This is a genomic window from Cellulomonas xylanilytica, from assembly GCF_007989805.1.
Taxonomy (GTDB): Bacteria; Actinomycetota; Actinomycetes; order Actinomycetales; family Cellulomonadaceae; genus Cellulomonas; species Cellulomonas xylanilytica.
The window spans coordinates 346,737-371,823 of record NZ_BJUB01000004.1 but is presented as its reverse complement, the minus strand read 5'-3'; the positions used below and the strand labels follow the sequence as shown (position 1 = coordinate 371,823).

At 72.9% G+C, this 25,087-nt stretch carries 23 protein-coding genes; 17 read left to right on the top strand and 6 right to left on the bottom strand.

The window, feature by feature from the left end:
- The first annotated feature begins 1,945 nt into the window (after nt 1-1,945).
- From CXY01_RS21165 to CXY01_RS08790, 12 genes are all read left to right on the top strand, one after another.
- Complete coding sequence (locus CXY01_RS21165; RefSeq protein WP_186813334.1) at nt 1,946-3,088, top strand: hypothetical protein; 1,143 nt, start codon at nt 1,946-1,948, stop codon at nt 3,086-3,088.
- Nucleotides 3,085-4,125, top strand: a complete 1,041-nt coding sequence (locus tag CXY01_RS08835) for an HAD-IIA family hydrolase (RefSeq protein ID WP_146927049.1) — start codon at nt 3,085-3,087, stop codon at nt 4,123-4,125. Before CXY01_RS21165 ends, CXY01_RS08835 begins: the two co-directional genes overlap by 4 nt.
- A 158-nt stretch (nt 4,126-4,283) precedes the next feature.
- Complete coding sequence (locus tag CXY01_RS20805) at nt 4,284-4,442, top strand: hypothetical protein (RefSeq protein ID WP_186813333.1); 159 nt, start codon at nt 4,284-4,286, stop codon at nt 4,440-4,442.
- A 6-nt stretch (nt 4,443-4,448) separates the two neighbouring features.
- The gene (locus tag CXY01_RS08830; protein ID WP_146927048.1) at nt 4,449-5,270 is read left to right on the top strand and encodes a TlyA family RNA methyltransferase; all 822 of its coding nucleotides are present in this window, start codon (nt 4,449-4,451) and stop codon (nt 5,268-5,270) included.
- Nucleotides 5,267-6,175: an NAD kinase gene (locus CXY01_RS08825; RefSeq protein WP_146927047.1), complete on the top strand. Its 909-nt coding sequence runs from the start codon at nt 5,267-5,269 to the stop codon at nt 6,173-6,175. The genes CXY01_RS08830 and CXY01_RS08825 overlap by 4 nt, the downstream gene beginning before the upstream one ends.
- Complete coding sequence (recN, locus tag CXY01_RS08820; RefSeq protein WP_146927046.1) at nt 6,172-7,905, top strand: DNA repair protein RecN; 1,734 nt, start codon at nt 6,172-6,174, stop codon at nt 7,903-7,905. Before CXY01_RS08825 ends, recN begins: the two co-directional genes overlap by 4 nt.
- Before the next feature lie 6 nt (nt 7,906-7,911).
- Nucleotides 7,912-9,090: a putative cytokinetic ring protein SteA gene (gene steA / locus CXY01_RS08815; protein WP_146927045.1), complete on the top strand. Its 1,179-nt coding sequence runs from the start codon at nt 7,912-7,914 to the stop codon at nt 9,088-9,090.
- A 70-nt stretch (nt 9,091-9,160) separates the two neighbouring features.
- On the top strand, nt 9,161-10,192 hold the full coding sequence (locus CXY01_RS08810; RefSeq protein WP_146927044.1) for a copper transporter: 1,032 nt from the start codon (nt 9,161-9,163) through the stop codon (nt 10,190-10,192).
- On the top strand, nt 10,189-11,079 hold the full coding sequence (locus CXY01_RS08805) for a hypothetical protein (RefSeq protein ID WP_146927043.1): 891 nt from the start codon (nt 10,189-10,191) through the stop codon (nt 11,077-11,079). Before CXY01_RS08810 ends, CXY01_RS08805 begins: the two co-directional genes overlap by 4 nt.
- Entirely contained in the window at nt 11,076-12,752 is a 1,677-nt protein-coding gene (gene murJ / locus CXY01_RS08800) for a murein biosynthesis integral membrane protein MurJ (RefSeq protein ID WP_146927042.1), read from the top strand. The genes CXY01_RS08805 and murJ overlap by 4 nt, the downstream gene beginning before the upstream one ends.
- A 70-nt stretch (nt 12,753-12,822) precedes the next feature.
- Entirely contained in the window at nt 12,823-14,493 is a 1,671-nt protein-coding gene (gene pyrG / locus CXY01_RS08795; RefSeq protein WP_146927041.1) for a CTP synthase, read from the top strand.
- Nucleotides 14,493-15,089 (top strand): NUDIX domain-containing protein, encoded by a 597-nt coding sequence (locus CXY01_RS08790; protein WP_146927040.1) that lies wholly within the window; start codon nt 14,493-14,495, stop codon nt 15,087-15,089. Before pyrG ends, CXY01_RS08790 begins: the two co-directional genes overlap by 1 nt.
- A gap of 39 nt (nt 15,090-15,128) precedes the next feature.
- Here the strand turns inward: CXY01_RS08790 and CXY01_RS08785 are convergent, their stop codons facing one another.
- From CXY01_RS08785 to CXY01_RS08760, 6 genes are read right to left on the bottom strand one after another with little or no spacing between them, the layout of a single operon-like run.
- Nucleotides 15,129-15,941: an ABC transporter permease gene (locus CXY01_RS08785; RefSeq protein WP_146927039.1), complete on the bottom strand. Its 813-nt coding sequence runs from the start codon at nt 15,939-15,941 to the stop codon at nt 15,129-15,131.
- The gene (locus CXY01_RS08780) at nt 15,941-17,008 is read right to left on the bottom strand and encodes an ATP-binding cassette domain-containing protein (RefSeq protein ID WP_146927038.1); all 1,068 of its coding nucleotides are present in this window, start codon (nt 17,006-17,008) and stop codon (nt 15,941-15,943) included. Before CXY01_RS08780 ends, CXY01_RS08785 begins: the two co-directional genes overlap by 1 nt.
- Before the next feature lie 58 nt (nt 17,009-17,066).
- Complete coding sequence (locus tag CXY01_RS08775; protein ID WP_146927037.1) at nt 17,067-17,996, bottom strand: COX15/CtaA family protein; 930 nt, start codon at nt 17,994-17,996, stop codon at nt 17,067-17,069.
- Between the two features lie 57 nt (nt 17,997-18,053).
- Nucleotides 18,054-18,593 carry a hypothetical protein gene (locus CXY01_RS08770; protein WP_146927036.1) on the bottom strand — a complete coding sequence of 180 codons (540 nt, stop codon included), beginning with the start codon at nt 18,591-18,593 and terminating at the stop codon, nt 18,054-18,056.
- A gap of 16 nt (nt 18,594-18,609) precedes the next feature.
- Nucleotides 18,610-19,359 (bottom strand): ABC transporter permease, encoded by a 750-nt coding sequence (locus CXY01_RS08765; protein ID WP_146927035.1) that lies wholly within the window; start codon nt 19,357-19,359, stop codon nt 18,610-18,612.
- Entirely contained in the window at nt 19,356-20,270 is a 915-nt protein-coding gene (locus CXY01_RS08760; RefSeq protein ID WP_146927034.1) for an ABC transporter ATP-binding protein, read from the bottom strand. Before CXY01_RS08760 ends, CXY01_RS08765 begins: the two co-directional genes overlap by 4 nt.
- Nucleotides 20,271-20,459: 189 nt before the next feature.
- On the opposite strand from CXY01_RS08760, the gene CXY01_RS08755 reads away from it, so the two are divergent.
- From CXY01_RS08755 to sufC, 5 genes are read left to right on the top strand one after another with little or no spacing between them, the layout of a single operon-like run.
- Complete coding sequence (locus tag CXY01_RS08755; RefSeq protein ID WP_146927033.1) at nt 20,460-21,224, top strand: helix-turn-helix transcriptional regulator; 765 nt, start codon at nt 20,460-20,462, stop codon at nt 21,222-21,224.
- Nucleotides 21,221-22,675: a Fe-S cluster assembly protein SufB gene (gene sufB, locus CXY01_RS08750; RefSeq protein ID WP_146927032.1), complete on the top strand. Its 1,455-nt coding sequence runs from the start codon at nt 21,221-21,223 to the stop codon at nt 22,673-22,675. Before CXY01_RS08755 ends, sufB begins: the two co-directional genes overlap by 4 nt.
- Complete coding sequence (gene sufD, locus CXY01_RS08745; RefSeq protein ID WP_146927031.1) at nt 22,675-23,973, top strand: Fe-S cluster assembly protein SufD; 1,299 nt, start codon at nt 22,675-22,677, stop codon at nt 23,971-23,973. The genes sufB and sufD overlap by 1 nt, the downstream gene beginning before the upstream one ends.
- A complete protein-coding gene (locus CXY01_RS08740) occupies nt 23,970-24,302 on the top strand; it encodes a non-heme iron oxygenase ferredoxin subunit (RefSeq protein WP_146927030.1) in 333 nt (110 codons plus the stop codon). Before sufD ends, CXY01_RS08740 begins: the two co-directional genes overlap by 4 nt.
- A gap of 18 nt (nt 24,303-24,320) precedes the next feature.
- Nucleotides 24,321-25,085, top strand: coding sequence for a Fe-S cluster assembly ATPase SufC (sufC, locus tag CXY01_RS08735; RefSeq protein WP_146927029.1), 765 nt, complete (start codon nt 24,321-24,323; stop codon nt 25,083-25,085).
- The last annotated feature ends 2 nt before the right edge of the window (nt 25,086-25,087 follow it).

Here is a 25,087-nt window from a genome sequence, read left to right as displayed (position 1 = left end):
TACGGGGGTGGCTCTTTCTGTTTCTACAGCAATTCTGTGCGCGCGACGTCGGGCGTATTGATCACCAGGAATCACCGCAGTGTCGTCCCCGTTCCGCATCGTCGGTGCGACCCGCCGGAAGCCGTCAGGCTGCCCGGGTCGGGGATGAGACGATGGGGCGGTCGATCGCGACGAGGAGAGCACACAGATGAACAGCGAGAATCGTGCCGGGAGCACACCTGACGGCCGTGGCCGGTCGGGTGGCGGCGACCGTGGTCGATCCGACGGCAACAGCGGCTCCGCCCGCGGGCCCCAGGGCGGCGGCGGGTACCGCGGCGGCTCGTCGTCCGGCGGGACTGGCCGGCCACGGTCTGGGAGCTCGCCTCAGGGCGGAGCCCGCGGCTCGGGCTCCTCGTACGGTTCGGGTGGCGACGGCGGGTACCGACCGTCCTCCGGCGGCCGTCCTTCCGGTGACGACCGTGGATTCCGCCCCACCGGTGGCGGCGGCGCTGGTGACGCGCGTGGTGACTCCAGGCCCACGTCCCGTTCCGACCGCCCCGCCTACGGTGACCGCTCCGGTTCCGACCGTGGTGGGTACGGCGGCCGGGGTTCTGCTGATCGCCCCTCGTACGGTGAGCGTGGCGGAGCCGGCCGGGCGGGCGGCGATCGTCGCTCGTACGGCGACCGCCCGGGTGGCGACCGTCCGTCCTACGGCAACCGAGCTTCGGGGGAACGGTCGTCGTACGGCAGCCGGCCCGCTGGCGACCGTCCGTCCTACGGTGATCGATCGGGGTCCGGGGACCGCAGCCGCACAGACCGCCCCTCCTACGGAGGCCGCCCAGCCGGTGATCGGCCGTCCTACGGCGACCGGTCCTCGTCCGGTGGCCGACCTGCTGGTGACCGCCCGGATCGCGGGGACCGCCCCGCCTACGGCAAGCGTTCCGGTGGTGAGCGTCCGTCGTACGGCAACCGTTCCGGTGGTGAGCGTCCGTCCTACGGTGAGCGTTCCGGTGGGCGCCCGTCCGGCGATCGCCCGTCGTACGGCGATCGGTCGTCCCGTGGTGAGCGTCCCTCGTACGGTGAGCGCTCGGGCGGGCGACCCTCTGGGGATCGCCCGTCGTACGGGGAGCGTTCTTCCGGTGGTGAGCGTCCGCCCTACGGCAACCGTTCCGGTGGTGAGCGTCCGTCCTACGGTGAGCGTTCCGGTGGGCGACCGTCCGGCGATCGTCCGTCCTACGGTGACCGTTCCGGTGGTGAGCGTTCGTCCTACGGTGGGCGGCCGTCCGGCGATCGTCCGTCCTATGGCGACCGCTCCGGTGGTGCGCGGTCCGGCTATGGCGATCGCCCCTCGGGTGCAGGTAGGGCGTCGTCGGACAACCGGTCGTCCGGTGGGCGTCCCAGTGGTGACCGTCCGTCGTACGGCGACCGGTCCGGTGGAGAGCGCTCGAGCTACGGAGACCGTCCCGCCTACGGTGGCGACCGAGAGCGTGGCAGTGGTCGACCGGCGTACGGTGACCGTCCGTCCGGCAGCGGTGACCGGAGCCGTGGCGGGGAGCGTCCGTCCTACGGCGACCGCCCTCGCGGTGGCCGACCGAGCGACGGTGACCGCCGCTCGTCCGGCGACCGTCCTGCCCAGGGGGACCGTCCGGGTGTCGAGCGCGACACGTCGGACCGAGGACCGTCGGGTGACCGACCCTCCTCGAGCGGGCAGCGACCGTCGTCGCAGGATCGCGCCTCGCGGCCCGCGGGGGAGCGGTCCAGCTCCTCTCGGCCGGCGGCTGGCGGCAACCGGGCGGACCGCCCGGCGACCGGCGATCGTCGGCCCCCGTCCGGCGGCCACGGACGGGACGACCGCCACGGCTCGGGCCGGGGCGCGGGAGCGGAGCGTCGCGAGACGGACGACCGCCGGCTGACGCGGCCCCCGCAGGACGAGCGCGTCGTCGCGCCCGAGATCCCGGACGATGTCGTGTTCAGCGACCTCGACCGTTCGGTCCGCGGGCGGCTGCGGACGTTGAGCAAGGAGAACGCGGAGGGTGTCGGCCGCCACCTCGTGATGGTGGGCCGGCTGCTGGACGTCCAGCCGGAGCTCGCGTACGAGCACGCCCAGGCTGCGGTCCGGCGTGCCGGGCGCGTCGACGTCGTGCGGGAGGCGGCGGGCCTGGCCGCGTACCGCACGGGTCGGTACGCCGAGGCGCTGCGCGAGCTGCGTACGGTCCGACGGCTGAACGGCTCGTCGGAGCACCTGGCGATCATGGCCGACTGCGAACGCGGCCTCGGCCGGCCCGAGCGTGCGCTCGCGCTGGCTCAGGAGCCGGAGGCCGAGACGCTCGACGCGGAGACCCGGATCGAGCTCGCGATGGTCGTCAGTGGTGCCCGTCTCGACCTCGGTCAGGCCGAGGCTGCGGTGGCGGCGCTGTCGACTCCCGCCGTGCGAGCGGGCACCGGTGTCGTCTCGATCCGGGTGGCCCAGGCACGGGCCGCAGCGCTCGAGGCAGCCGGACGGACCGACGAGGCCGCGGCCGAGCTCGCGCCCTACACCCAGGACCAGCTCGACGACGCGGCAGGTGACGTCGAGGTGGAGGACGAGGTCGTCTCGTTCGACCTGAGCGAGTTCGATGCCGACGGTGAGTACGACGAGGAGGCGCTCGAGGACGCCGACTCCGCAGCGGCGGGGACGGCCGAGGGTGACTCGGCCCGGGACGGCTCGGACGACGACGACTCGGACGAGGGCGGCTCGGACGACCATGCTGTGGACGAGGCGGGATCGGACGAGGACCTCTCAGACGTAGCCCCGTCGGATCTCGTCGGCTCGGACGAGGACGTCCCAGACGTAGCCGCGTCGGATGTCGTCGGCTCGGCCGAGGCTGAGTCCGACGAGGACGACTCGGACGACCCGGACGAGGATCAGGGGGACACGGACGTGGATGCGTCGGACGCACCCGGCTCGGCCGCGGATGACGTCGACGTCCTCGTCGGCTCTGCGGCGGTCGACGTCGACGGTGGCACGTCTGACGACGTCGTGGTCGATGCGGTGGCCGAAGACGACTCGGACTCGGACTCGGACTCGAACTCGGACTCGGGCTCGGACGAGGCGGAGGGCGGTCGGTGACGGGCGGGCTCGTCGGCTCGTCGACGCCGCTCGCCGACCGGTTCGACCTCGCGCTCGTCGACCTCGACGGGGTCGCCTACCGCGGCCACGAGCCGATCGACGGTGCGGCGGACGGCTTGACGTCGGCGCGGGCTCGGGGGATGCGGCTGGTGTTCGTCACCAACAACGCGTCACGAGAGCCCGAGTCGGTGGCGGAGCAGCTCACGGAGCTCGGCATCGCGGCAGAGGCGTCGGAGGTGATGACGGCCGCGCAGGCGGCGGCGCAGCTGTTGACGACGCGGCTGCCGCGCGGGTCGAAGGTGCTGGTCGTCGGTGGTGCCGGTCTGGTCACGGCGGTACGCGCGGCGGGGTACGTCGTCGTGCAGTCGGCGGACGACGAGCCGGCAGCCGTCGCGCAGGGCTTCGCCCCGGAGGTGGGCTGGCCACAGCTGGCCGAGGCGGCGTACGCCGTCGGGCGCGGCGCGTGGCACGTGGCGTCGAACCTGGACCTGAGCCTGCCGACGGCCCGCGGCTTCGCGCCGGGGAACGGGTCGCTGGTCGGCGCCGTCCGGGCGGCGACGGGCGTGGTCCCCGACAGCGCGGGCAAGCCCTCGCCCACGATGTACGACATGGCGGTCGAACGGGTGGGTGCGCGGGAGACCCTCGTCATCGGCGACCGCCTGGACACGGACCTGGCCGGTGCACGGGCGGGCGGCTACATCGGCCTGCACGTGCTCACGGGTGTGAGCTCGGCGCGCGACGACATCCTCGCGGTGCCGGGGGAGCGCCCGCACCTCATCGGGGCGGACCTGCGGTCGTTGCTGGTCGCGCACCCGGAGCCGCAGCAGGGTCCGGAGGGCTGGTGGGTCGTGCGCGGGGCGTCGGCTCGTGTGCTGGACGGGCGGCTCGAGCTCGGTCGCGCGCAGTCGTCGTCCGCCGAGGACGAGCTCGACCTCGTGCGGGCCTCGTGCGCCGCGGCGTGGGCTGCGGTCGACGCCGGTCTCGACCTCGACCCCACCTCGGTCCCCGAGCTGGCGACGGAGCTCGTCCGCGACTGAGGGCGCGACCGGGTGCCCCGGCCTGTGTGTGGCGACGGGTTGTTGTGGGCTGCGCCAGGTAGCGTGGGCGCGTCCCGTGGCACGTCGGTGCCCATCGGGTCCGCCGGGGACCGCCCCGCGGACCGCGCGGGCACACGACCACGTCGGGAGGCGGTGCAGTGAGCGAGACGGACATCACCTCGACGTCGGACGACGCCGTCGACCAGGCGCTGTCGGCGCTGGCGGACCTCGAGGACCAGCCGTTGCGCGACCACGTCGCCGTGTTCGACGCGGTGCACGGCGCCCTCCAGGACCGGCTTGCGGACGCGGAGGGCTGACCCGCGGTGACCACACGCCTCGACACGGAGCTGGTGCGTCGCGGTCTGGCCCGGTCCCGTCGCCATGCCGGCGAGCTGATCGCTGCCGGCCGGGTGACCGTGGACGGCTCGGCTGCGGCACGCAGCGCCACGCAGGTCACGGACGAGCGGCAGGTCGCGGTCCAGGCCGACGACACCGACCCGGGCTACGCCTCGCGCGCCGGGCACAAGCTGGCCGGCGCGCTCGATGCGCTCGGTGCGGACGGGCCGGCCGTCGCCGGGCGGCACTGCCTCGACGCGGGCGCGAGCACCGGCGGGTTCACCGACGTGCTGCTGCGCCGCGGTGCCACCCGGGTGGTCGCCGTCGACGTCGGGCACGACCAGCTGGTCGACGCGCTGCGCCACGATCCCCGGGTCGAGGTCCGGGAGGGTGTCAACGTCAGGACGCTCACTCAGGGGGATGTCGACCCCGCGCCGGACCTGGTCGTCGCGGACCTCTCGTTCATCTCCCTGACGCTCGTGCTGCCTGCGCTCGTCGCGGTGGCGCGTCCGGACGCCGATCTCCTGGTGATGGTCAAGCCGCAGTTCGAGGTGGGACGCGATCGGCTCGGGTCCGGTGGGGTCGTCCGGGTTCCGGGCCTGTGGGTCGACGCGGTCGTCGCGGTCGCCCGCTCGGCCGCCGAGCTCGGTCTCACGGTGCGCGGGGTGGTGCGCAGCCCGCTGCCCGGTCCCAGCGGGAACGTCGAGTTCTTCCTGTGGCTCGCACGGGCGGACGGTGGTGGTCCGGTGCAGGTCCCCGTCGACCGGATCACGGACGCCGTGCTGTCGGACGCCGAGGTCGCCCCGTGAGCCGGCGCGCGCTGGTCGTCACCCACGGAGGACGTGAGGAGGCCGTCTCGGCCACCCACGAGGCCGTCCGAGAGCTGGAACGTGCCGGCGTCGAGGCCTTCCTGGCCGCGGAGGACGCCGACGCGGCGGACCTGCCGACCTTCGAGCTCGCGATCGTGCTCGGGGGCGACGGGACGATCCTGCGAGCGGCAGAGCTGACCCGGGGGACAGCGGTGCCCCTGCTGGGCGTGAACCTCGGGCACGTGGGGTTCCTCGCCGAGAGCGAGCGCGAGGACGTCGGCGAGGCGGTGCGTCGCCTGACCGCGGGCGAGTTCGACATCGAGGAGCGCGGCACCCTGGACGTGCGGGTCAGCCGCCCGGACGGCAGCACCGGCACCGGGTGGGCACTGAACGAGGCCGCGCTGGAGAAGGTCGACCGCTCCCGCATGCTCGAGGTGCTCCTGGAGGTCGACGGGCACCCGCTCTCCTCGTTCGGCTGCGACGGTGTGGTCGCGGCGACCGCGACCGGCTCGACGGCCCACGCGTTCTCCGCGGGCGGCCCCGTGGTGTGGCCGGACGTCGACGGCATGATCCTGGTCCCGATCTCCGCGCACGCGCTGTTCGCACGGCCGCTGGTCGTGGGCCCCCGCAGCAGGCTCGCGGTCGAGGTGCTGGACCGGTCGCCCGCGGCGGGCCTGGTGACGCTCGACGGGCGTCGCAGGCTCGAGGTGCCCACGGGCTCCCGCCTGGAGGTCACCCGCAGCGACATCCCGGTACGGCTCGCCCGGCTGACGCCGGCGCCGTTCACCACCCGGCTCGTGAACAAGTTCGGGCTGCCGGTCGACGGGTGGCGCGGCCGGCCCAGCGCACCTCGTCCGTCCGCACGCCCGTCCGACCGACCCACACCCCCGGAGGTGACGGCGTGATCGAGGAGATCCGCATCGAGAACCTCGGCGTGATCGGCCGGGCGCAGGTGGAGCTGCGCCCCGGGCTCACCGTCCTGACGGGAGAGACGGGCGCCGGCAAGACCATGGTGCTCACTGCGCTGAACCTGCTGCTCGGCGGCAAGGCGGACCCGGCGACGGTGCGCGTCGGGTCGGCGGCGGCGGCGGTCGAGGGGCGTGTCCTGCTCGGCGCGGGTGGTGCGGCGCTGGGGCGGGCCACCGAGGCCGGTGCAGGGCTCGACGACGACGGCAGCCTCGTGCTGCTGCGCACCGTCGGCGCCAGCACCGACGGCGCGGCCGGGCGCTCGCGCGCGTACGTCGGCGGTCGGTCGGTCCCGCAGGGGGTGCTCGCCGAGCTCGCGGACGAGCTGGTCACCGTGCACGGCCAGGCCGACCAGGCACGCCTGCGGTCGCCAGCCGTCCAGCGGGAGGCGCTCGACGAGTTCGTCGGGCCTGCGCACCGCGAGGTCCTCGCTCGCTACCGCGCCGCCTGGGCGGAGCGCGCCCGCGTGGACGCCGAGCTCAGCGACCTCGTCGACAAGGCACGGGACCGGACGCGCGAGGCCGAGCTCCTGCGGCTCGGCCTGGCCGAGGTGGAGCGGGTCGACCCGCAGCCTGAGGAGGACGTCACGCTCGCCGAGGAGGTCGACCGGCTCTCGCACGCCGAGGACCTGCGGACGGCGGCCGCGGGGGCGCACACGGCGCTGGTCGGCGACGAGGACTCCGTCGACGAGGGCTCCGCGGCGGTCGGCGCGATCGAGCTGGCACGTCGCCTGCTCGAGCACGAGGGCACGCACGACCCCGCGCTGGCTGCGCTGGCCACGCGGGTCGCCGAGGCGGGATACCTCCTCGCGGACGTCTCCACCGACCTGGCGGCCTACCTCGAGGACCTGCAGGCGGACCCGCTGCGCCTCGACGCGGCACAGCGTCGTCGTGCCGAGCTGGCCACCCTGACGCGCAGCTACGGCAGCACGGTGGCGGAGGTGCTCGCCTGGGCCGACACGGCCGGACGTCGCCTGCTCGACCTCGACGGTGGTGACGAGCGGATCGCGGAGCTGCGGGAGGCGCGGGGCCGGCTGGACGACGAGCTGACGTCGCTGGCAGAGCAGCTGACCGACGGTCGCCGTGGTGGTGCCGAGCGGCTCTCCGGCGTGGTCTCCGAGGAGCTCTCGGGACTGGCGATGGGCGGCGCGGAGCTGCGGGTGAGCGTGGAGCGCGCGGACGAGCCCGGACCGCACGGCGCCGACCGCGTCGAGATGCTCCTCGTCCCGCACGCCGGAGCGCCCGCGCGGCCGCTGGGCAAGGGTGCGTCCGGCGGTGAGCTGTCCCGCGTGATGCTCGCCATCGAGGTCGCGCTCGCCACGGCTCCCGGGGCCACGCGGCCGGGCACCTTCGTGTTCGACGAGGTCGACGCGGGCGTCGGTGGCCGGGCCGCGATCGAGGTCGGCCGGCGGTTGTCGGCCCTCGCCCAGGGCAGCCAGGTGCTCGTGGTGACGCACCTGGCGCAGGTCGCCGCGTTCGCCGACCACCACCTCGTGGTCACCAAGTCGACCGCCGACGGGGTCGACGTGGTCACCGAGTCGGACGTGCGCTTGGTCACGCGGGACGAGCGTGTGCGCGAGCTGGCCCGCATGCTGTCCGGCCAGGAGGACTCCGACGCCGCACGGACGCACGCCGCAGAACTGCTCGAGCTCTCGTCCGTGGGACGATGAGCGGCGATGAGAGCCTCACTGCGCAAGCGCACCGCCCTGCCCGAACCCGGCGTCGTCGCCGGTCCGGCACGTGTCGACCCTCGGACCAAGGCGCTGACCAAGCGTCTGCGGCCCGGTGACATCGCGGTCATCGACCACCTCGACCTCGACCGGGTCTCCGCCGAGGCGCTCGTGGCGTGCCAGCCGTCGGTCGTGCTCAACGCGGCGCGCTCGACGTCGGGCCGCTATCCGAACCTCGGTCCGGAGATCCTCATCGCGGCGGGCATCCCGCTGATCGACGACCTCGGTGCGGACGTCATGGCCGTGACCGAGGGGCACCGGCTCCGGATCGTCGACGAGGCCGTCTACGACGGGGACACGCTCGTCGCCGAGGGTGTGCTGCAGACCGAGGCCAGCGTCGCGGCCGCGATGGAGGAGGCTCGCGCCGGGCTCTCCGTGCAGCTCGAGTCGTTCGCGGCGAACACGATGGACTACCTGCGGCGCGAGCGCGACCTGCTCCTCGACGGGATCGGCGTGCCGGACATCTCGACCGAGATCGACGGTCGGCACGTCCTGATCGTGGTCCGCGGGTACCACTACAAGGAAGACCTGGTCACGCTGCGCCCGTACATCCGGGAGTACCGACCGGTGCTCATCGGCGTCGACGGGGGAGCGGACGCGATCCTCGACGCCGGGTGGAAGCCCGACCTCATCGTCGGGGACATGGACTCCGTCTCGGACCGTGCGCTCATGTGCGGTGCGGAGGTGGTCGTGCACGCCTACCGTGACGGACGCGCGCCCGGCCTCGCCCGCGTGGAGCAGCTCGACGTCCGGCACGTCGTGTTCCCGGCGACCGGCACGAGCGAGGACGTCGCCATGCTCCTCGCCGACGACAAGGGCGCCGAGCTGATCGTGGCCGTCGGCACGCACGCCACCCTCGTCGAGTTCCTCGACAAGGGTCGCTCCGGCATGGCGAGCACCTTCCTCACGCGCCTGCGGGTCGGCAGCAAGCTGGTCGACGCAAAGGGCGTGTCGCGGCTGTACCGCAACCGGATCTCGAACCTCCAGCTCACGCTGCTGGTCCTCGCCGGGCTCCTCGCCCTCGGCGTGGCGCTCGCCTCCACCGCGGCGGGACAGACCCTGATCGGCCTCCTGGGCGCCCGCGTCGACGACATCACGTCGTGGGTGAGCGGTCTGTTCGGATGACCGCCGCCGCCCGCCCCCAGCACCTGGTCCCGGCCTCCGCCGGTGACGTACTCGACGGAGACCTCGCACAGTGATCGACTTCCGCTACCACATCGTCTCGCTCATCTCGGTGTTCCTCGCGCTCGCCGTCGGCATCGCGCTCGGGGCCGGCCCGCTCAAGGAGACGATCGGCGACACGCTCACCGGTCAGGTCGAGCAGCTCCGGGGGGAGAAGGACGCGCTGCGTGCCGAGCTCGACACGACGGCCGGCGCCCTGCAGGACGCCGGGACGTACATCGACGCCGCCGGCCCGCAGCTGCTCGACGGCTCCCTCACCGACCGCCGCGTGGCCGTCGTCGCGCTCGGTGAGGTGGACGAGTCGATCCGCACCGCGATCGACGAGCGGCTCGCCCAGTCGGGTGCGACCGTCACCGCGCACGTCACGCTGACGGAGACCTGGGCCGACCCGGACGCCCGGACCTTCCGTCAGGCGCTGGTCGGTCAGCTGCTCGCGTACCTCGACCCGGTCCCGGCCGACGACGCGGGTGTGGAGGGGGAGCTCGCCTCGGCCCTCGTGCAGGCGCTCGTCACCTCGGACCCGAGCAACCCCGACGTGCTGTCCGACGACGCCTCCGTGCTCCTGCAGCTGCTGTCGTCGAGCGAGAGCGACAGCCCGCTGGTCACCGTGGCGGACCAGGTCACCGTGCCGGCCGACGCGATCGTCGTCCTCGGGGTGCCGCTCGCGGAGACCCCCGAGGGTGCGACGCCCACGGCGGTGCCCGCCGAGTCCGTCGACGCGCAGCTCGCCGTGCTGAGCGCGGCCCAGGAGCTGTCGTCCGGTGCGGTGCTCGCCGACGGACCGCGCGGCGAGGGCAGCCTCGTCGACGCCGTGCTGGCCGACCAGGACCTGGCATCGACCCTGACGACCGTCTCCGGGTCCGAGGTGGTCACCGGGCAGGTCAACGTCCCGCTCGCCCTCGCGGGCCGGATCGCCGGGACCAACGGGCACTACGGCTTCGGGGAGGGCGAGACGCCCCTGCCTGCGGCCGTCGAGCTCGCTCCGGTCGACCGCACCCCGCGGGTGCCCGAGGGCACGGGTGCGACCGCCGGGACCGAGGGATGACGGTCGGCCTGCCGCGCCGCATCCTCACGGGTGTCGTCGCGAGTGCGGTGACCGCGGTGGCGCGCGGCGCGTTCGACGCGCAGGCGCCCGGAGGCCAGGAGCGCTGGACCCGGACGAACCACCGGGGTGAGCCGATCAGCCTGCTGGAAGGACCGGCCGTCGCCGCGGGACTGCTCGCCGGAGGCCTGGTCGGTGCACCCTCGACGCGCGGCGCCGTGGCGCTGACGGTCGCGACCGCGTCGGGTGCTGCGTTCGGGCTGGTGGACGACCTCGGGGAGGACACCTCGTCGCGCCGCAAAGGGCTGCGCGGTCACCTCGGCGCCCTGGCGCGGGGCGAGCTCACCACGGGTGGCCTGAAGGTGCTGGGCATCGGGGCGGGAGCGCTGGTGGCGGCCGCGGTCGCGACGCCCGTGCACCGGGCGGACGGGACACGACGGTCGACGGTGGGCTGGCTGGCCGACGTCGCCGCGTCCGGCGCGCTCGTCGCCTCGAGCGCCAACCTGCTGAACCTGCTCGACCTGCGTCCCGGCCGAGCCCTGAAGGCGGCGACGCTCGTCGCGACGCCGTTGGGCCTCGGTCCTGGGGACGGTGCCGGAGCGGGTGCTGCGGTGCTCGGCGTCGTGGGTGCCGCCATGGACAAGGACCTCGCCGAGGCCGACATGCTCGGCGACGGGGGCGCCAACGCGCTCGGCGCGACCCTGGGCACCGCGGTGGTGCTCAGCGCACCCCGGCCGGTCCGGCTCGCCGCGCTCGCCGTCGTCCTGGCGCTCACGGTCGCGAGCGAGAAGGTCAGCTTCACCCGCGTCATCGAGCGCACCCCGGTGCTGCGTGAGGTCGACGGCTGGGGTCGGCGACCCGTCGGCCCGCCGGCGGACCGGTCCGCGTGAGCCCCGCGGCGCGCCGCACGCTCGCCGGCCTGGGTGGCGCCGCGGTCATGATCGCGGCCGTGACGGTCCTGAGCCGGGTGCTCGGGTTCGGCCGGTACCTCGCGCAGGCGCACGCGTTCAGCGACGGGAGCATCGGCGGGGTCTACAACGCCGCGAACACGCTGCCCAACGTCCTGTTCGAGGTCGCCGCGGGCGGTGCGCTCGCGGGAGCGCTGATCCCGGTCCTGGCGATGCCCGTGTCCCGTGCGCTGCGCAAGGACGTCGACGCGATCACGTCGGCCACGTTCGGGTGGACGCTGCTGGTGCTGGTGCCGCTCGGAGCGGCCCTCGCCGCCGCCAGCGGGCTCATCGCGTCCCTGTGGCCGAACCTGGACGACGCCGAGCAGGGCCTCCTGAAGTACTTCATCGCCGTCTTCGCCGTGCAGGTGCCGATGTACGGCGTCGCGGTGCTCCTGTACGCCGTGCTCCAGGCGCACAAGAAGTTCTTCTGGCCCGCGTTCGCCCCGGTGCTGTCGTCCCTCGTGGTGATCGTGGCCTACCTGGTCTACGCCACGCTCGCGCGCGGTGAGGTCGACGACCCGACAGCCGTTGCCGACGACGCGCTCGCGGTGCTGGCCTGGGGGACCACCCTGGGCGTCGCCGCGATGTGCTTCCCGATGTTCGTGCCGGTCCGGCGGCTCGGCGTCCGCATCCGCCCGACCCTGCGGTTCCCCACCGGGGTGGGCAGGCGGCTGGCGGTGCTGGCGTTCGCCGGCGTCGGCTCGCTGGTGGCGCAGCAGCTGTCGGTGCTCGTGGCGCTGCTGGTGGCCAACGAGCGTGGCAGCGCCGGTGCCGTGTCCGTGTACCTCTGGTCGCAGCAGGTGTACCTCCTGCCGTACGCGGTGCTCGTCGTCCCGCTGGCGACGTCGACGTTCCCGCGGCTCGCGCAGCGTGCCGCGTCCGGTGAGCACGACGCCTTCGCGAGGATGGCGTCCGGCACCCTCCGGGCGGTCCTCGCCGCGGCCGCGCTCGGTGCCGCCGCGCTGGTGGCGGCCGCGCCGGCGGTGACGGACATCTTCGGCTGGATCGCGGGTGGTGGCGCCACCATGCAGGCGATGACCGTCGTGATCACCTGGATGGCGCCCGGCCTGCTCGGGTTCGCGCTGATGTTCCACGCGTCCCGGGCGCTGTACGCGCTCGAGCGCGGACGGTCGGCCATCACGGCGAACGTGGTGGGCTGGGGCACGGTCGCCGTCGCGACCCCGGTGCTCGCCGCGGCCCACGCGCCGGACGGCGGCGACCCGCCGGCGACGCTCCTCGCGCTCGCGCAGGCGAGCTCGCTCGGGATGCTGCTCGGCGGGCTGCTCGCCGTGCTGCTGCTGCGGCGCGCTGCCGGGCGGCCCGCGACGGCGGGGCTGGTCCGGGCAGCCGTCGTGCTCCTCGCGGGTGCCGCCGTCGGGGCGCTGGCCGGCCGGTGGGTGGTCGATGCCGTCGCCGAGCTGGCCGGGCACGGTCCGGTCACCGCGGTCGGCGCTGCGGCCGGCGGCGCCGTGATCGCGTGCGTCGTCGTCGCCGGTGCCGTGCTCGCGGGGGACCGCGGCACGCTGCGGGACTTCCGCACGCTCGAGGCTCAGCCTCGCCCGCCCGCGCCGGTGACCGTCCCGGATCCCGCGAACCCGAACGGTCCCGTCTGACCTCGACGTGTCGGGACTCACCCCGCACGGCTCTCCGGCAACGGGCGTTCGTCGGGTAGGTTGGAATCCCGTGACAGAGCGCGCGCATCGACTCTCCGGGCGGTCGGAATCCACGACCCGGCACATCTTCGTCACCGGGGGTGTCGCCTCCTCCCTCGGCAAGGGTCTGACGGCGAGCAGCCTCGGACGACTCCTTCGCTCCCGTGGCCTCCGCGTCACGATGCAGAAGCTCGACCCGTACCTGAACGTGGACCCGGGCACCATGAACCCGTTCCAGCACGGCGAGGTCTTCGTCACCGAGGACGGTGCCGAGACCGACCTGGACGTCGGCCACTACGAGCGCTTCCTGGACGTGGACCTGGTGGGCTCGGCCAACGTGACGACCGGTCAGGTCTACTCGCAGGTCATCGCCAAGGAGCGTCGTGGCGAGTACCTCGGGGACACCGTGCAGGTCATCCCGCACATCACCGACGAGATCAAGTCCCGCATGCGTCAGCAGGCGGAGGACGACATCGACGTCATCATCACCGAGATCGGCGGCACGGTCGGCGACATCGAGTCGCTGCCGTTCCTCGAGGCCGCCCGGCAGGTGCGCCACGACCTCGGCCGCGACAACGTGTTCTTCCTGCACGTCTCGCTGGTGCCGTACATCGGCCCGTCCGGCGAGCTCAAGACGAAGCCGACGCAGCACTCCGTCGCCGCCCTGCGCAGCATCGGCATCCAGCCGGACGCCATCGTGCTGCGCGCCGACCGCGAGGTGCCCGAGGCCACGAAGCGCAAGATCGCGCTGATGTGCGACGTGGACGTCGAGGGTGTCGTCACCGCCAAGGACGCGCCGAGCATCTACGACATCCCGCGCGTGCTGCACTCGGAGGGCCTCGACGCGTACGTCGTGCAGCGGCTCAGCCTGCCGTTCCGGGACGTGGTGTGGAAGGGCTGGGACGACCTGCTGCACCGCGTGCACCAGCCGGCCCACCGCGTCGAGGTGGCGCTCGTCGGCAAGTACATCGACCTGCCGGACGCCTACCTGTCCGTGACCGAGGCGCTGCGCGCCGGCGGCTTCCACCACGACACGAAGGTCGTCATCCGCTGGGTGACCTCCGACGACTGCCAGACGCCCGAGGGTGCCCGGCTCGCGCTCGAGGGCGTCGACGCCGTGCTGGTGCCGGGTGGCTTCGGCGTCCGCGGCATCGAGGGCAAGCTCGGCGCCCTGCGCTGGGCCCGCGAGAACCTCGTTCCCACGCTCGGCATCTGCCTCGGCCTGCAGTGCATGGTCATCGAGTACTCGCGCACGGTCCTCGGCCTCGACGGTGCGTCGTCGTCCGAGTTCGACGCCGACCCCGCTCACCCGGTCATCGCCACGATGGCCGAGCAGCTCGCGATCGTCGGCGGCGCGGGAGACCTGGGCGGCACCATGCGCCTGGGCGCCTACGAGGCGGTGCTCGCCGAGGGGTCCGTCGTCGCCGAGGCGTACGGCTCGACGCACGTCTCCGAGCGACACCGGCACCGCTACGAGGTCAACAACGCGTACCGCGACAAGCTCGAGGAGGCCGGCCTGGTCATCTCCGGCGTCTCGCCCGACACCTCGCTGGTCGAGTTCGTCGAGCTGCCGCGCGACGTGCACCCGTACTACGTGTCCACGCAGGCGCACCCGGAGTTCAAGTCGCGTCCGACCCGCGCGCACCCCCTGTTCGCCGGGCTGATCGAGGCTGCGCTGGCCCAGCGCGGCGACGAGTCCTGATGGGGGAGTCGCCGGCTGACCTCGTCGCGCCGCGGCCCGTCCTGTCGCACGAGGTCATCCACGCCGGGAAGGTCTTCGACCTCGTCGGCGACGTGGTGGACCTGGGCGAGTCACAGGTGCTCCGCGAGTACGTGGCCCACCCCGGTGCCGTCGCGGTCATCGCGCTCGACGACGACGACCAGGTGCTGCTGCTCTCGCAGTACCGGCACCCGGTGCGCTCCGTCCTGTGGGAGCCGCCCGCGGGCCTGCGGGACGTCCCGGACGAGGAGCTCGTCCTGGCCGCCGCGCGCGAGCTCGCCGAGGAGGCCGACCTCGTGGCAGGTGCGTGGTGGCGGCTGGTCGACTTCTACACGACGCCCGGCGGCTCGGACGAACGCATCCGCATCTTCCTGGCGCGGGACCTGAGGCCCGTCGCCGACGGCGACCGCTTCACGCGGACCGACGAGGAAGCGGCCATGGTGCCGCAGTGGGTGCCGCTGGACGATGCCGTCGACGCGGCGCTGTCGGGTCGCCTGCACAGCCCGACCGCCGTCACCGGCGTGCTGGCTGCGGCGGCCGCACGTGCCCGCGGCTGGTCGACGCTGGAGCCGGCCTGACGGTGCCGCCCTCTCCGCTGGAGGGGGCGGCTGCCGTCGTCAGCGGCTCGTCGAGCGGCGGTACTGGTAGTTGGCCAGGGGGACGAACACGATGATGAAGATCGCCGACCAGATCAGCGTGTAGAGCTCCGCGTTCTGCAGGGGCCAGACGTCCGGCGTCGGCACCCCCTCGGGGATGTTGCCGAACAGCTCACGGGAGGCCTGGGTCACGGCCGACACCGGGTTCCACTCGGCGAAGGTCTGCAGCGCCGGGGGCAAAGTCTCCAGGGGGACAAAGGTGTTGGCCACGAACGTCAACGGGAAGATGACGATGAACGTGGCGTTGTTGAACACCTCGACGCTGGGGACGAGCATGCCGAGCCACGCCATGATCCACGAGACCGAGTAGGCAAACACCAGCAGCAGCAGGAAGCCGAGGGCCGCCTCGGCGGGTGAGCTGTGGATGGCCCAGCCGACCAGCAGACCGGTCAGCGACATGACGATGAGCACGAGCACGTTGTTGGCGACATCGGAGATCGTCCGTCCGGTGAGCACGGCCGACGGGGCCATCGGCAGGGACCGGAACCGGTCGATGATGCCCTTCTTGACGTCCTCGGCCAGGCCCGCCCCGGTGATCGTGGCACCGAAGATGACCGTCTGCGCGAAGATCCCCGCCATGAGGAACTCCCGGTACGCGGCGGGGTCCGTCCCGCCCGGCACCGCGATCGCACCGCCGAAGACGAACGCGAACAGCAGGACGAACATGATCGGCGACAGGGTGGTGAAGACCAGCAGGTCGGGCACGCGCTTGATCTTGATGATGTTGCGCTTGGCGACGACGTAGGCGTCCGAGAAGACGGTCGGGGCGGCCATCAGGCACCTCCGGTCGAGGACGTGTCGGTGGCCGCGTGCCGGCCCGGTCCGGTAGGTGTCGCTGCGGGGGTGTCCGGCGGCACAGGAGGTCGGTCCTGGTCCGGCTGCTCGCCGGCCTGCCCGTCCTCCTCGCTCGCGTGGCCGGTCAGGGACAGGAACACGTCGTCGAGGGTGGGCCTGCGCAGACCTACGTCGTCGATGCCGATCGTGGCGTCGTCGAGGACGCGGAGGGCCTCGGTGAGCACCTGCGCGCCGCCGCTGATCGGCATCAGCAGGGTCCTCCTGCCCTCGTCGAGCGCCGCCTTGCCCACGCCCAGGGGCTCGAGCAGGTCCCGGGCGGCGAGCAGCGTGCCGGGGTCACGGACCGTCAGCTCGAGGCGTTCGCCGCCCACCTGGGTCTTCAGCTGGTCGGCCGTGCCCTGCGCGATGATCTTCCCGTGGTCGATGACGACGATGTCGTCGGCGAGCAGGTCGGCCTCCTCGAGGTACTGCGTGGTCAGCAGGAGCGTGGTCCCGCCGGCGACGAGGTTCTGGATCACCTCCCACATCTCCGTGCGGCCGCGCGGGTCCAGCCCGGTCGTCGGCTCGTCGAGGAAGATGATGGGCGGGTCCGCCACGAGCGCGCCCGCGAGGTCCAGGCGCCGGCGCATGCCACCGGAGTACGTCTTGGACGGGCGGTCGGCTGCGTCCTCGAGCCGGAACGACGCGAGGAGCTCGCGGGCCCGCTCCCGGGAGCGCTTGACCCCCAGGTGGTAGAGCCGACCGATCATGTCGAGGTTCTCGAAGCCGGTGAGGTACTCGTCGACGGCGGCGTACTGCCCGGACAGCCCGATGCGCCGTCGTACCTCCCGCGGCTTGGCCAGGACGTCCACCCCGGCGACGGTCGCGGAGCCCTCGTCGGGCCTCAGGAGCGTGGTGAGGATGCGGACGATCGTGGTCTTGCCCGCGCCGTTGGGTCCGAGCAGGCCGAGCACCGAGCCGGTCGGCACGGACAGATCGACCCCGTCGAGGGCCGTGACGGTCTTGTACCTCTTGACGAGTCCCTGTGCGGTGATCGCGTCTGCCATGGTCCGAGGCTAGGAGAGACCTCTGACACGCGAACAGGGTATTCCGGACAGTTTGCCCCTAGAGGGCGCCGCGGGTGCGCAGGCTCCCGACGAAGAACGTGACCGTCGACGCGAGGACGGCGGCACCGAGCATGTGCAGGTTGACCAGCCCGATCGGCAGGCCGGTGAGGAGCTGGACGTAGCCGATGGCGCCCTGCGCGAGCGTCACGGCGAGCAGCACGAGGCCGGTGGTCCAGGGGCGCCCGGACACGCCCCGGCGGCGCAGGAGGACCAGCACGGCCACCAGCACGGCGACGAACGCCCAGACGGAGGCGGCGTGCAGCTTCGACATGTCCCAGGGGTCGACGGCGAACCGGTACCCGACCTCGTCGTCGCCCGAGTGCGGTCCGGCGCCGGTGACGACGACTCCCAGCACGAGCACCACGACGGTGAGGGAGACCAGCACGCGGACGAGCACCTGCGTCGTCCGGTCGACCAGTGCCACGGCCGGACCGTCACCCTCGGTCGTGCGCACGACCAGCCACGTCGAGAACGCCACGAGGGCCATCGAGATGAGCAGGTGGCCGCCGACGATGGCGGGGTGCAGGTCGACGAGGACGGTGATGCCCCCGATGACCGCCTGGATGAGCACGCCGATCACGGGGACCAGACCGAGCCGACGGTACGACCAGGGCCGGCGACGGTCGAGGACGACGAGGACCGCGACCACCGTCGCGACGGCCACGAGCAGACCGCTGACGGTCCGGTTGCCGAACTCGATGAAGGGGTGGATCGACGTCGCGTCGTGGAACCGCGGTGTGAACTCGCCCGGCTCGCACTCGGGCCACGTCGAGCACCCGAGGCCGGAGCCGGTGAGCCGCACAGCGCCGCCGGTGACGATGATGAGCACCTGCCCGACGAGGTTCGCGACGACGGCGGTCCAGGTCCACCGGTCGCGGAACCGGTCCAGGGTCGACGCGTCGGTGTCGAGGGCGGGGGACGAGCTCACGCCGACCAGCCTACGTTCCGCTCCGCCGGCGTCCGACCGGTCCGGGCGGGAGGCTGGTCACACCGGGATGTCGAGCACCCCGGTTGCCGCGAGCACGGTGAGAACGAGCCCGAGCACGACCGCGAACGCGCTCGGCACGAACACGTGAGGCAGCCACGCGACCTGCCTGCGCATCCGGCGGATCTCGTCGCTCGTCATCTCCCGCGGCGGCTCGCGGAGCGCCACGGCGGGGTCGGGCCGCCCGACGGCGGTCCACGCGGCGTCGATGCGGGGTGCCGAGAGCGGCACGTCCCCGAGCCGCACCTCGCTCCCGGCCGCGGCCCAGGCCTCGATCTGCCGCATCCGGGGGTAGTACCGCACCTGGTGGCGCTTGGTCATCGCCTCGATCAGCCAGAACGCCGCGCCCGTCGCGGCGGCGAGCGCGAACAGCGCGTAGTGCTCCTGCTGGAACCCGAGACCGAGCCCGGCGAGGCTGAGCGTCACCGACCAGCTCTTGACGGTGAGCAGCCGTCCGTCGAACTCGGACACGGTGCGTACGAGCGCGGCGTACTCGGCGGCCAGCGCCGCCTGGAACGAGGCGTCCTGCGCAGCGTCCATCGGCTCACGGTAGCGGTCAGTGCCAGCGGAAGAGCCGGCTGGCGCCCCACCCGAGCGCGGCGGTCCAGCCGACCAGGATCACCACGGACCAGGCGGGCAGGACCCCGTGCATCAGCGTCTCGCGCATGGCCTCCCCGAGCGCGCCCGACGGCAGCAGCAGGGCGACGTGGGCCATCGGCCCGGGCAGCTGGCTCGCCGGGACGACGACGCCGCCCGCGACCGCCAGCACGAGCAGCAGCAGGTTCGCGACGGCGAGCACCGCCTCCGCGCGCAGGGTCCCGGCCACGAGCAGCGCGAGCGACGTGAACGCCGCCGTGCCGAGGATGATCGCGACCACGGCCAGCGCGATCCCCGCCGGGTCCGGACGCCACCCGAGGAGCAGCGCGACCAGGCCGATGACGACGACCTGCACGGCCTCGACGACCAGCACGCCGAGCACCTTGCCCGCGAGCAGCCCGCCCCGGCCGAGCGGGGTGGTCGAGAGCAGCCGCAGGACGCCGTTGCGCCGGTCGAACGACGAGGCGATCGCCTGCGACGTGAACGACGTGGTCATGACCGCCAGGGCGAGGACGCCGGGCGTCAGGAAGTCGATCCGGCTGGCGCCGCCCGTGTCGAGGCCGATCCCGGTGGCCTTGCTGAGCCCGACGAGGACGAGGACCGGCACGATGATCGTGACGAGCAGCTGCTCCCCGTTGCGCAGGATCGCGCGGGCCTCGAAGGAGGTCTGCGCCAGGACGCGCTGACGCGTGGGGGCGGGGCCGCTCATCGCAGGTTCCGTCCGGTCAGGTCGAGGAAGACGTCCTCGAGGGTGCGCCGACCGACGGTCAGGCGGGTGGCCAGCGCGTTCTGCGCGGCGAGCCAGGCGGTGACGCCGGCCACGACGCCGGGGTCGACGGCCCCGGTCACCGTGTACGAGCCGTCGCGCGGCTCGGAGACGACGAACCCGGGCCCCAGCGCGGTGCTGAGCGCGAGCCCGGGCGTGGTCTCGAGCCGCAGGGTCCTGTCCTCGGCGGAGGACACGAGCGACGGCACCGAGCCCTGTGCGATGACGCGGCCGTGGTCGACGACGACGACCTGGTCGGCGAGATCCTCGGCCTCGTCCATCAGGTGCGTCGTGAGCACGACGGCGACGCCCTCGTCGCGCAGCTCGCGCACCAGGTCCCACACCGCGTGCCGGGTCTGCGGGTCCATCCCGGCGCTCGGCTCGTCGAGGAACACGACCTCGGGCCGGCCGACGATCGCGGCGGCGAGCGCGAGCCGCTGGCGCTGTCCGCCGGACAGGCGCCGGACGGTTGTGCGGGCGAACGACCCGAGCCCGAGCCGTTCCGTGAGCTCGCCGAGGTCGCGCGGGTCGGCGTACATGCGGGCCACGTGGGCGAGCATCTCGTGCGCCCGGACACCTGTCGGCAGGCCGCCGTCCTGGAGCATCACGCCGACGCGCGGCCGCAGCTCGCGGGCCTGGACCGTCGGGTCGAGGCCGAGCACGCGCACGGTGCCGCCGTCGGGCTCCCGCAGGCCCTCGCAGCACTCGATCGTCGTGGTCTTGCCCGCGCCGTTCGGCCCGAGGACTGCGGTGACCTGGCCGCTGCGGGCGACGAGGTCGAGCCCGTCGACCACGGCACGGCCGCCGTAGCGCTTGACGAGCCCGGAGATCTCGAGCGCGGGGGAGTCGGGCACGAGAGGGAAGTCTAGGGCGCGCGAGGTGGCCCTCCGGTGTGAGGGACGCGACCCTCGGCGAAGGGTCGCCTTGCTTGCGGGGATGGATATTGGCAACAAGGATGTTGCCAATATCGCGGCCCTTTCTCTGCGCGCCGCCGAGACCCGCTGAGACCCGCCGAGACCCGCTGAGACCCGATGGAGGTGTGCATGAACGCGACGCTGCCCGCGATCGAGCGCACCCTCGTCGACACCGTGGCGCCGGAGTCCGACGCCGGGACCCGCCAGCGGGTGCTGCAGATCGTCGCGACGGCGGGTCCGGTCTCCGCCGCCGAGCTGGCCGCGCAGCTGGACCTCGCACCCGCCGGGATCCGTCGTCACCTCGGGGTGCTCGAGGCCACCGACCAGATCGCCGTGCACGACGGGACCAGTGCGCCCAAGGGGCGCGGACGTCCCGCCCGCCGGTACGTCGTGACCAGCCGCGGCCAGGCCGCGCTGTCCCACCGCTACTCGGAGCTGGCCAGCCAGGCGCTGCGCTTCCTCGCCGAGACCGCAGGGCCGCAGGCCGTGCAGGGCTTCGCCGAGCAGCGTGTCCGCGACCTGGAGGAGCGGCACGCCGAGGCGGTCGCCGCGGCGGGTGGCGACGTCGCCGAGCGCGTCCGCGTCCTGGCCGACGGGCTCACCGCCGACGGGTACGCCGCCTCCGCGCGGCCGGTCCCCGGTGGCATGGCGATGCAGCTGTGCCAGGGCCACTGCCCGGTGCAGGACGTCGCCCACGAGTTCCCGCAGCTGTGCGAGGCCGAGGCGCGGGCGTTCTCCCGGCTCCTCGGCGTGCACGTGCAGCGCCTCGCGACGCTGGCCGGCGGCGGCCACGTCTGCACCACGAGCATCCCCCTGACCTCCCTCACCAGTACGACGCACGCCCCCCACGCCCCTGCCCACCCCGTGCTCTCCGTGGAAGGACATTCAGCATGAGTGCACAGACCGACAGCGCCGCGGCTTCGCCGCAGACGACACCGTTGACCCAGGACGAGGCCATCGCCTCCATCGGGAACTACAACTACGGCTGGCACGACGCCGACACGGCCGGGTCCGTCGCGACCCGTGGCCTGTCCGAGGCCAAGGTCCGCGAGATCTCCGCGCTCAAGAACGAGCCCGAGTGGATGCTCAAGACCCGCCTGAAGTCGCTGCGCCTGTTCGACAAGAAGCCCATGCCCTGGTGGGGCTCCGACCTGTCGGGCATCGACTTCGACAACATCAAGTACTTCGTGCGCTCCACGGAGAAGCAGGCCACCAGCTGGGAGGACCTGCCCGAGGACATCAAGAGCACGTACGACCGCCTGGGCATCCCCGAGGCGGAGAAGCAGCGCCTCGTCGCCGGCGTCGCCGCGCAGTACGAGTCCGAGGTGGTCTACCACCAGATCCAGGAGTCGCTCGAGGAGCAGGGCGTCATCTTCCTCGACACCGACACCGCGCTGCGTGAGCACCCGGAGATCTTCGAGCAGTACTTCGGCTCGGTCATCCCACCCGGGGACAACAAGTTCGCGTCGCTCAACACGGCCGTCTGGTCGGGCGGCTCGTTCGTCTACGTCCCGCCGGGCGTGCACGTCGAGATCCCGCTGCAGGCCTACTTCCGGATCAACACCGAGAACATGGGCCAGTTCGAGCGGACGCTGATCATCGCCGACGAGGGCTCGTACGTGCACTACGTCGAGGGCTGCACCGCGCCCGTGTACTCCAGCGACTCGCTGCACTCCGCGGTCGTCGAGATCATCGTGAAGAAGAACGCCCGGGTGCGGTACACGACCATCCAGAACTGGTCGAACAACGTGTACAACCTCGTCACCAAGCGGGCGACGGCCGCCGAGGGCGCCACCATGGAGTGGGTCGACGGCAACATCGGCTCCAAGGTGACCATGAAGTACCCGGCCATCTACCTGCTCGGCGAGCACGCGCGCGGCGAGACGCTGTCCATCGCGTTCGCCGGTGCGGGCCAGCACCAGGACGCCGGCGCCAAGATGGTGCACGCCGCGCCGCACACCTCGAGCTCGATCGTCTCCAAGTCGGTCGCGCGTGGCGGTGGCCGCACGTCCTACCGGGGGCTGGTGCAGGTGCTCGAGGGCGCCCACCACTCCGCGTCGAACGTGCTCTGCGACGCCCTGCTGGTCGACCAGATCTCCCGCTCCGACACGTACCCGTACGTGGACGTCCGTGAGGACGACGTGTCGATGGGCCACGAGGCGACCGTGTCTCGCGTGAGCGAGGACCAGCTGTTCTACCTGATGTCCCGAGGCATGGCCGAGACCGAGGCCATGGCGATGATCGTGCGCGGCTTCGTCGAGCCCATCGCGCGTGAGCTGCCCATGGAGTACGCGCTCGAGCTCAACCGCCTCATCGAGCTCCAGATGGAAGGTTCCGTCGGCTGATGACGAGCACCACAGAAACCCTGTCGACGGACCACTCCCGGGCCACCGCCGACGGCAGCCACTCGCACGGCGTCGGCCCGTTGCCCGAGGCGTCGCGCGCGTCGCGGCCCACGTCGTTCGACGTCGCCGACTTCCCGGTCCCGAACGGCCGCGAGGAGGAGTGGCGCTTCGCACCGGTCGCCCGGCTCGCGCCGCTGTTCGCCGGGGACAGCGACGGCGTGCTGAGCGGCCACGGCGTGCTGACGACGGTCGTCGAGGCACCCGAGGTGCAGGTCGAGATCGTCGAGCGCGACGACGCGCGGCTCGGCCAGGCCGGCAAGCCCGGTGACCGGACCTCTGCGGTCGCCTGGGCCTCGTTCCCGCGCGCCACGATCGTCACGATCCCCAAGGAGGCCGTCGCCTCCGACGTCACCTCGATCCGCATCGAGGGCGTCGAGGGCGCGGGCACGCACGAGGCGTCGCTCGAGCCCAGTGCGACGCACCTGCTGATCCACGCGGAGCCGCTCTCGCAGGCCGTCGTCGTGATCGACCACCTCGGTCACGCCGCGCTCACGGAGACGGTCGAGATCGTGGCCGACGAGGGTGCGCACCTGACCGTGGTCACGGTGCACGACTGGGCCGACGGTTCGGTGCACGCCTCGTCGCACCGCCTGCGGATCGGCCGCGACGCGACCGTCAAGCACATCGCGGTCACGCTCGGCGGCGACGCCGTCCGGATCACCCCGGACGCCGAGTTCGTCGGCGAGGGCGCGACCGTGAAGATGCTCGGGCTGTACTTCGCCGACGCGGGTCAGCACCAGGAGCAGCGTCTGTTCGTCGACCACGCGGTGCCCAACTGCATCTCGCGCGTCACGTACAAGGGCGCCCTGCAGGGCGAGGGCGCGCACACGGTGTGGGTCGGTGACGTGCTCATCCGCGCCGCCGCCGAGGGCACCGACACGTACGAGCTCAACCGCAACCTCGTGCTGTCCGACGGCGCCCGCGCCGACTCGGTGCCGAACCTCGAGATCGAGACCGGTCTCATCGAGGGCGCCGGCCACGCCAGCGCCACGGGCCGGTTCGACGACGAGCAGCTCTTCTACCTGCGCGCCCGCGGCATCCCGGAGTCCGACGCCCGTCGGCTCGTGGTGCGCGGCTTCTTCGCGGAGCTCATCCACGAGATCGGCGTGCCGGACATCGAGGAACGTCTCATCGGGGCGATCGAGCGCGAGCTCGAGAAGTCGATGAGCGTGCTGGACTCTCTGTCCGAGGGCCACGTCGACGGTTCCGAGGTGTCCCTCACGACGGAGCGTGCATGACCGCCCAGCTGGCCTGCTTCGACGAGGACGTGCCCGTGGAGGGCACGCTCCGCGTCGAGCTCGAGGCCGAGCACGGCACGGTCGAGGTCGCGCTGGTGCGTGACTCCGCCGGTGAGCTGCACGCCATCAGCGACATCTGCTCGCACGGTGCCGTCTCGCTGTCGGACGGCGAGGTGGAGGACTGCACGATCGAGTGCTGGCTCCACGGCTCGCGGTTCGACCTGCGCACCGGCAAGCCCACCGGGCCGCCCGCCGTCCAGCCCGTCCCCGTCTACCCCGTGACCGTCGACGGCCAGCGCGTGCTGGTCGACGTCGACGCCCCGCTCTGAAGTCCGGAAGGAAACAGCATGTCCACCCTGGAGATCCGCGACCTGCACGTCAGCGTCGAGACGAAGGAGGGCGCCAAGCCCATCCTGCGTGGCGTCGACCTGACCGTCGCCAGCGGCGAGACCCACGCCATCATGGGCCCGAACGGCTCCGGCAAGTCGACCCTGGCGTACTCGCTGGCCGGCCACCCGAAGTACCAGATCACCTCGGGCACCGTGACGCTCGACGGCGAGGACGTCCTCGCCCTGTCGGTCGACGAGCGCGCCCGTGCCGGTCTGTTCCTCGCCATGCAGTACCCGGTCGAGGTCCCTGGCGTCAGCGTGTCGAACTTCCTGCGCACCGCGAAGACCGCGATCGACGGATCCGCCCCGCCGCTGCGCTCGTGGGTCAAGGACGTCCGCACCGCGATGGACAACCTGCGCATGGACCCGACGTTCGCCGAGCGCTCCGTCAACGAGGGCTTCTCCGGCGGTGAGAAGAAGCGCCACGAGATCCTCCAGATGGAGCTGCTCAAGCCGCGCTTCGCGATCCTCGACGAGACCGACTCCGGCCTGGACGTCGACGCGCTGCGCGTCGTGTCCGAGGGCGTGAACCGCGTCAAGGCCGGTGGCGACGTGGGCGTCCTGCTCATCACGCACTACACGCGGATCCTGCGCTACATCACGCCGGACTTCGTGCACGTCTTCGTCGACGGCAAGGTCGCCGAGGAGGGCGGGCCCGAGCTGGCCGAGCGCCTCGAGAACGAGGGCTACGACCGCTTCCTGACGAGCACGACGGTTCTCTGAGG

Coding starts and splice junctions, on each gene's coding strand:
- sufD (WP_146927031.1), top strand. CDS start 22,675: ATGACGAGCACCACAGAAACCCTGTCGACGGACCACTCCCGGGCCACC.
- CXY01_RS08755 (WP_146927033.1), top strand. CDS start 20,460: ATGAACGCGACGCTGCCCGCGATCGAGCGCACCCTCGTCGACACCGTG.
- CXY01_RS08785 (WP_146927039.1), bottom strand. CDS start 15,941: ATGGCCGCCCCGACCGTCTTCTCGGACGCCTACGTCGTCGCCAAGCGC.
- CXY01_RS08765 (WP_146927035.1), bottom strand. CDS start 19,359: ATGAGCGGCCCCGCCCCCACGCGTCAGCGCGTCCTGGCGCAGACCTCC.
- sufB (WP_146927032.1), top strand. CDS start 21,221: ATGAGTGCACAGACCGACAGCGCCGCGGCTTCGCCGCAGACGACACCG.
- CXY01_RS08740 (WP_146927030.1), top strand. CDS start 23,970: ATGACCGCCCAGCTGGCCTGCTTCGACGAGGACGTGCCCGTGGAGGGC.
- CXY01_RS08780 (WP_146927038.1), bottom strand. CDS start 17,008: ATGGCAGACGCGATCACCGCACAGGGACTCGTCAAGAGGTACAAGACC.
- sufC (WP_146927029.1), top strand. CDS start 24,321: ATGTCCACCCTGGAGATCCGCGACCTGCACGTCAGCGTCGAGACGAAG.
- CXY01_RS08805 (WP_146927043.1), top strand. CDS start 10,189: ATGACGGTCGGCCTGCCGCGCCGCATCCTCACGGGTGTCGTCGCGAGT.
- CXY01_RS08790 (WP_146927040.1), top strand. CDS start 14,493: ATGGGGGAGTCGCCGGCTGACCTCGTCGCGCCGCGGCCCGTCCTGTCG.
- steA (WP_146927045.1), top strand. CDS start 7,912: ATGAGAGCCTCACTGCGCAAGCGCACCGCCCTGCCCGAACCCGGCGTC.
- CXY01_RS08770 (WP_146927036.1), bottom strand. CDS start 18,593: ATGGACGCTGCGCAGGACGCCTCGTTCCAGGCGGCGCTGGCCGCCGAG.